The following is a 6444-nucleotide window of genomic DNA, read 5'->3' as shown; positions in this document are numbered from 1 at the left end:
CCCGCGCCCTGCTGGCCTCCGGCGACCTAGGTCAACACAATGGGCTGCCGGCCACCATCATCGTGTCCACCACCCTGGCCGAACTCGAAGCCGGCACCGGCAAAGCCCTCACCGGCGGCGGCACCCTGCTACCCATGTCCGACGTGATCCGCCTGGCCTCACACGCCCATCACTACCTGTCGATTTTCGACAACGGCAAAGCCATCGGGCTCTACCACACCAAACGGTTGGCCTGCCCCGGTCAACGGATCGTGCTGCACGCCAAAGACCGCGGCTGCACCTTCCCCCACTGCGATGTGCCCGGCTACCTCACCGAAGTCCATCATGTCACCGACTACGCCCAATGCCACGACACCCACATCGACGACCTGACCCTGGCCTGCGGGCCCCACCACAAACTGGTCACCGCCGGTGGTTGGACCACCCGCAAACTCAAAAACGGCGACACCGAATGGATCCCACCCCCACACCTCGACCACGGCCAACCCCGCACCAACACCTACCACCACCCCGAAAAACTCCTCCGCGAAGACGACGACGACGATCACCCGTGACGCCGCGACGAATAGCCCGTATGGCACGCGCTATCGCATCGGGCATCGGCTGCGGCGGCGCGGGGCACTCATCAACGGTGGTGAGGAACGCATGTGCGTGCTGTGCGGCGGCGGTGAGCCCGGCAGTGCGGTCGGCCCTCGACAGAACTTTAGGTACACAACAAAAGGCCGAGGCTGAGAAAGCAGTCCTTTGCTCGCCCGTTTGTCCTAGCGTTACCAGCGTGGAGGCACACCGAAACCCCGAACTCGTGCCCGTCGAGGCACTGCGCTCAGGTGACCCGATCACCGATGTCCAAGGTGGCGGTCAGCACTACACCGTTCTCGAATCCAAAGCCATCGGCGAGAGTTGCGTTGTCCTTGAACTCGAGTCGAAAGCCAATGACCGGCTTCGGGTAATCGAGATGTCCTTTCCGTCCGGCTACCACATGGGCAGGTCACCTCGTCGAATCCTGTGACGCCGGAAATCAGACCGTTCCGCATCGACGTTCCGAGCCAAGTCCTCGACGATCTGCGGACACGTTTGGCGCACACCCGATGGCCGGAAGCCGAGTGCGTCGAGGACTGGAGCCAAGGCATGCCCTTGGCCTACACCCGTGAACTGGCCGCCTACTGGGCCGACGGATACGACTGGCGGTCTCGCGAAGCTGCGCTGAACCGCTTCGATCAGTTTGTCACCGAAATCGACGGGCTGGACATCCATTTCATCCACCAACGCTCACCGCACGCCGATGCGCTGCCGCTGCTGATCACCCACGGCTGGCCCGGCTCCGTGGTGGAGTTTCACAAGGTGATCGAGCCGATGGTCAACTCGGCAACCGGTCGCCCCGAGGATGCATTCCACGTCATCTGCCCTTCACTTCCCGGGTACGGCTTCTCCGGCAAGCCAACAACGACCGGATGGGGCGTCGACCACATCGCGCAGGCGTGGGAGACGCTGATGGGCCGCCTCGGCTATCACCGCTACGGCGCACAAGGCGGTGACTGGGGTGCGGCGGTCACCACCCAACTCGGCCGCAATCGTGGCGACTGCATCGCCATCCACCTCAACATGCCGATTGCCCGGCCTCCGGCGACGGCAATGAGCGATCCCACCGCCGACGAGCAGCGTGCCCTGGCGGCGGTCGCGCAGCATCGCCGGTGGGGCACCGGCTATTCCAAGCAGCAATCCACCAGGCCGCAGACACTGGGGTATGGGCTCGTCGATTCGCCGGTGGGACAACTGGCTTGGATCGTCGAGAAGTTCTGGGCGTGGATGGACTGCGACGGGCACCCGGAAAACGTAGTGAGCCGCGATGAGCTTCTCGACAACGTGATGTTGTACTGGGCCACGGCAACCGGCGCATCCTCAGCGCGGTTGTACTGGGAGAGCTTCCGAAGTTTCGGTGAGGTCGACCGCGTCGAATTGCCCACCGGCATCGCCGCGTTTCCCCGGGAAATCCTTCCCGCGCCCCGACATTGGTGTGAGGCCGTCTACAACATCACGCACTGGACGACGATGCCGCGCGGTGGGCATTTTGCCGCTTTCGAACAGCCCGACCTCTTCGTCGACGACGTTCGTGCGTTCTTCGCGAACTTCCGATAGCGACGCGTCGGCCGATTCGGGTAGCCGGTTACCCTATTGCGCTTCTACAGACCAGCGCGATACTGGTAGCTCTCCGGCGAGGATTGCCCTGCGGGAGGTGCATGAACGTGACGCAGTCACCCACCAGGGTCAACCGCACAGTGGCCGTCAGCTATGGCGCGGTGAGCTACCTGGCGTTTGTCGCAAGTTTTTTGTACGCGATCGGCTTCGTCGGCAACATCGTGGTGCCGCGCAGCATCGATCACGCTATTGCCGCTCCGATCGGGCAGGCGATGGTGGTGAACCTACTGTTGCTCGGCCTCTTCGCAGTCCAGCACAGCGTGATGGCGCGACCGGTCTTCAAGCGATGGTTGACCCGCATCGTGCCCGAGCCCCTGGAACGAAGCACGTATGTGCTGCTGTCGAGTTTGGTGCTGTTCTTGCTGTACTGGCAGTGGCGATCAATGCCCACCGAAATCTGGGACATCGGTTCTCGGGCCGCCAGGGTGGTGGTCTGGGCGTTGTTCTGGATCGGCTGGTTGGTCGTGTTCGCGGGAAGCTTCATGATCAATCACTTCGATTTGTTCGGCCTACGGCAGGTATATGCCTTCTGGCAGGGAAAACCGCTGAGCGACATCGGTTTTCGTGCGTCGATGCTGTACGCCTGGGTGCGCCACCCGTTGATGCTGGGCTTCATCATCGCTTTCTGGGCAGCCCCGACAATGACGGCCGGCCATCTGCTGTTCGCCGTCGCCACCACGACTTACATTCTGATCGCGGTGCGGTTCGAGGAGCACGATCTGGTGGCGGTGCTGGGCGGGCAATACCGCACCTATCGCCAGGAGGTGCCCATGCTGCTGCCGTATCCGCGGCGACGGCGAAGCCATCCGACGTCGACCATGGCGGAGCCCTCCTAACGTCGCGGGGACGGTATCCGGCCCAGCCGCGGGCGTCGTCCCATCTGCCGAGGCCGTCGCCAACGGGTCTGCAGCCCGCGCCAACCGGCACCGGTACGGCGCGAATCCAACGCGTACGCGCCTCCGCCGATGAAGATCAACAGCAGAAAAGCAAAGCAGTACACGACGGCAAGTTCGCCGTGATTGGTGAGCGGCCAAAATCCGATCGGCAAATGTTGAGTGAAGTATGCGACGGCCATCTCGCCGCAGGCGACGAAGGCAGCAACGCGGGTGAAGAGCCCGACGACGATGAGCACACTGGTGATCAGTTCGATCCAACCCGCGTAATAGACCGGCCATTCGCCGACCGGGATCACCGGCCCGGCCGGCCAGCCGATCAGCTTGGACAGGCCGTGGCATAAGAACAACAGCCCCAACACCACTCGAAACACCGCCACTGCCGACGGTGAACGCGTATTGAGCCGGGTCTCCAGATTGCGCGTCATGCGCCGACGATACGGCTCGATCGGCCTTTCGGATGCGGCGGCGCAGCTATCTTGGAAGCGAATCGCGGTCCAGTCGCGATTTCGTGGCCCAGAGAGAAAGTGTGACACTGTCTCAGATAACGGCAAAGCCGCCGCTACCCGTCCGCACCTCGGTGGTCGCAGCTGTCAGGCAGTGCGGTTCCGGAAAGGTCACGAGATGAAAGCCCTCGGGATGGTGGCGGCAGCTGTCGTGGCTTTCGCACCGTTCTCGGCGGTGGCCGCATCCGGGGTGGCACAGGCGGCTCCATGTGCCGGCCCCGGGGCCAATCCCAAGTTCTGCGACGACTGCCTGCGCTGGGTAGTGCAATATCGACTGCCGTCGTCGCGCTCGTGTTACGAGGCCGCGCCGCCGCGTCCGGCGCCAGCGACCAGGGCGCCCGCGCCGATTCCCCAGGCCCCGCCCGTGCCGATTCCCGTAGTCCCGGTAGCCCCCGCGCCGCCGGCGCAACCCCCAGAAGTCCTGCCAAAGCCGCCGCCGCTGCGGACGATTCCGGGGCCGACGATCAACCCACCGGCCCCTGGGGCGCCACGATACGCGCTGGTGACAGCGCCGAAGGGGCTTGATGCGTCACCGCAGGCGATCGCGGCTGCCAAAGCCGCACCGGCGACGCGGATCGATTTCAGCACACGCAACCCGATGCTGCAGGTCGTGGACTTCGACCATCAAGTGCAGAATGTGGTCACCGCCCACCGCGGCAACGTCGACGTCGTCAAGGTCGGCGATAAGGAGCTGGTGCGTCCCCGCCACTGGGAGTACATCGAGTACGACGAGTACCACCGGCCCACCCTGTACAACCCACTCGACCAGGCGATGACGTTCCGGTACCGGTACAACGGCGAATACCGGGAGGCCTACTTGCCGGCCGGCGGCCGAATCGTGCTCGACGTCGCCGAGCTCGGGCTGTTCCCGTTCACTGCAGTCAGCGACAGCTACGTGGTCTCGGGCAGCTTCTACGGCGGCGCCTGGATACCACCGGAGGGTTGGCAGGGCCCGCCGCCACCGGACTACATCCCGGCGGCGCCGCCGGCGGTGTACCAAAATGTGTCGGCGTATGTCCCGGCCGATGACAAGACCGTGAAAGTCGGCCAGGTGACGGTGGTAGGCCACGACGACACCCAGCCCCCGGGCAGCCGGGACACCTTCCTACTTGACGACTCCACGCTGGCGTGGGGCCAGATCAACGATCCCGACAGCAATGCCCAGATCAGAGTGACCAAGACTCAGTCGCTGCCCGGCGCCGGGCCGACCGACAATGGCAGCTTCCTCGTGGCGCTGGCCGCTGCAGAGCCCCCGCAGCGCAGCCGACCCTGGTGGCCCCAGGCGCTGATCTACGGCGCGTTGGCGATCGCAGTATGCGGTGTGGCCTGGGGGATCAGCCGCGGGAACAGCGGCCAGATCGGACCGCCGGGCCCCTAGCCGGATCAGCAGTCGTAATAAAGCGCAAACTCGTAGGGATGCGGCCGGATGTTGACCGGCTCGATCTCGTTCTCGCGCTTGTAGGAAATCCACGTCTCGATCAGGTCGGTGGTGAACACACCGCCCTCGGTGAGGTACTCGTGGTCGGCTTCCAAATTGTCGATCACGTCGGCCAACTGGGTGGGCGCCTGCGGGATGTTGGCGGCTTCGTCCGGCGGCAACTCGTAGAGGTCTTTGTCCACCGGCGCCATCGGCTCGATCCGCTTCTTGATGCCGTCGATACCGGCCATCAACATGGCCGAGAACGCCAGGTAGGGGTTGCCCGACGAGTCGGGGCAGCGGAACTCCAGCCGCTTGGCCTTGGGGTTGTTGCCGGTGATCGGAATGCGCACACACGCCGACCGGTTGCGCTGGCTGTACACCAAGTTGATGGGCGCCTCGAAGTGCGGCACCAGTCGCTTGTAGGAGTTGATCGTCGGGTTGGTGAACGCCAACAGTGACGGCGCGTGGTGCAAGATGCCACCGATGTAGTGGCGAGCGGTGTCGGACAGGCCGGCGTAGCCCGACTCGTCGTAGAAAAGCGGACTACCTGCTTTCCACAGCGATTGGTGGCAGTGCATCCCGGAGCCGTTGTCCCCGAACAGCGGTTTGGGCATGAACGTGGCCGTCTTGCCGCCCTGCCAGGCCGTGTTCTTGATGATGTATTTGAACAGCATCAGATCATCGGCCGCGTGCAGCAGCGTGTTGAACTTGTAGTTGATCTCGGCCTGGCCGCCGCTGCCGACCTCATGGTGGCCACGTTCGAGGGTGAACCCCGCGTTGATGAGGTTGGTGGTCATCTCGTCGCGCAGGTCGACGTACTGGTCGGTGGGCGCCACCGGAAAGTAGCCGCCCTTGGGCCGGACCTTGTACCCGCGGTTGGGGCTGCCGTCGGCCTCGGTGGCCTGGCCGGTGTTCCACCACCCGGAGACCGAGTCCACCTCGTAGAACGAGCCGTTCATGCTCGAATCGAAGGACACCGAGTCGAAGATGTAGAACTCAGCCTCGGCGCCGAAGAACGCGGTGTCGGCGATACCCGTACTGGCCAAGTAGTTCTCTGCCTTGCGGGCGACGTTGCGCGGGTCGCGGGAATACGGCTCGCGGGTGAACGGGTCGTGCACGAAAAAGCTGAGGTTCAGCGTCTTGGCCGCCCGGAAGGGGTCGATCAGCGCGGTGTCCGGGTCTGGCAGCAGCATCATGTCGGACTCGTGGATCGACTGGAAACCGCGGATCGATGACCCGTCGAAGGCCAGGCCGTCTTCGAACACGCTCTGGTCGAACGCCGAAGCCGGAATCGAAAAGTGCTGCATGACACCGGGCAAATCGCAGAAACGGACGTCGACGTACTGGACCTTCTCGTCAGCGATCAGCTTGCTGATGTCGTCGGCCGTCTTTTCGGACACCGAGGCGCTCTCCTTTACTACGGGCATGG

Annotated in this window: 7 protein-coding genes; 5 read left to right on the top strand and 2 right to left on the bottom strand. The window is 64.1% G+C overall.

Annotation, left to right across the window (positions count from 1 at the left end; all coding sequences use genetic code 11):
• The 4 genes from A5707_RS18810 to mddA form a co-directional block, all read left to right on the top strand.
• A partial coding sequence (locus tag A5707_RS18810) for an HNH endonuclease signature motif containing protein (RefSeq protein WP_156658126.1) occupies nucleotides 1-554 on the top strand: 554 nt, incomplete at its 5' end.
• A 221-nt stretch (nucleotides 555-775) separates the two neighbouring features.
• Complete coding sequence (locus A5707_RS23485) at nucleotides 776-1009, top strand: hypothetical protein (protein ID WP_082969551.1); 234 nt, start codon at nucleotides 776-778, stop codon at nucleotides 1007-1009.
• Between the two features lie 8 nt (nucleotides 1010-1017).
• Entirely contained in the window at nucleotides 1018-2136 is a 1119-nt protein-coding gene (locus A5707_RS18805; protein WP_065015961.1) for an epoxide hydrolase family protein, read from the top strand.
• Nucleotides 2137-2243: 107 nt separating this feature from the next.
• Complete coding sequence (gene mddA / locus A5707_RS18800; protein WP_232000760.1) at nucleotides 2244-3032, top strand: methanethiol S-methyltransferase; 789 nt, start codon at nucleotides 2244-2246, stop codon at nucleotides 3030-3032.
• Here mddA and A5707_RS18795 read toward each other — a convergent pair.
• Nucleotides 3029-3517, bottom strand: coding sequence for a DoxX family protein (locus A5707_RS18795; protein ID WP_082969550.1), 489 nt, complete (start codon nucleotides 3515-3517; stop codon nucleotides 3029-3031). The genes mddA and A5707_RS18795 overlap by 4 nt on opposite strands.
• A 196-nt stretch (nucleotides 3518-3713) precedes the next feature.
• Here A5707_RS18795 and A5707_RS18790 point away from each other — a divergent pair, with 196 nt between their 5' ends.
• Nucleotides 3714-4973, top strand: a complete 1260-nt coding sequence (locus A5707_RS18790) for a hypothetical protein (RefSeq protein WP_065015956.1) — start codon at nucleotides 3714-3716, stop codon at nucleotides 4971-4973.
• Between the two features lie 5 nt (nucleotides 4974-4978).
• Here the strand turns inward: A5707_RS18790 and glnA are convergent, their stop codons facing one another.
• A complete protein-coding gene (gene glnA / locus A5707_RS18785) occupies nucleotides 4979-6415 on the bottom strand; it encodes a type I glutamate--ammonia ligase (protein ID WP_065015955.1) in 1437 nt (478 codons plus the stop codon).
• Nucleotides 6416-6444: the final 29 nt, after the last annotated feature.

Source organism: Mycobacterium kyorinense (assembly GCF_001672775.1).
GTDB classification, from domain to species: domain Bacteria; phylum Actinomycetota; class Actinomycetes; order Mycobacteriales; family Mycobacteriaceae; genus Mycobacterium; species Mycobacterium kyorinense_A.
This window is presented reverse-complemented; position numbering and strand designations above follow the sequence as displayed.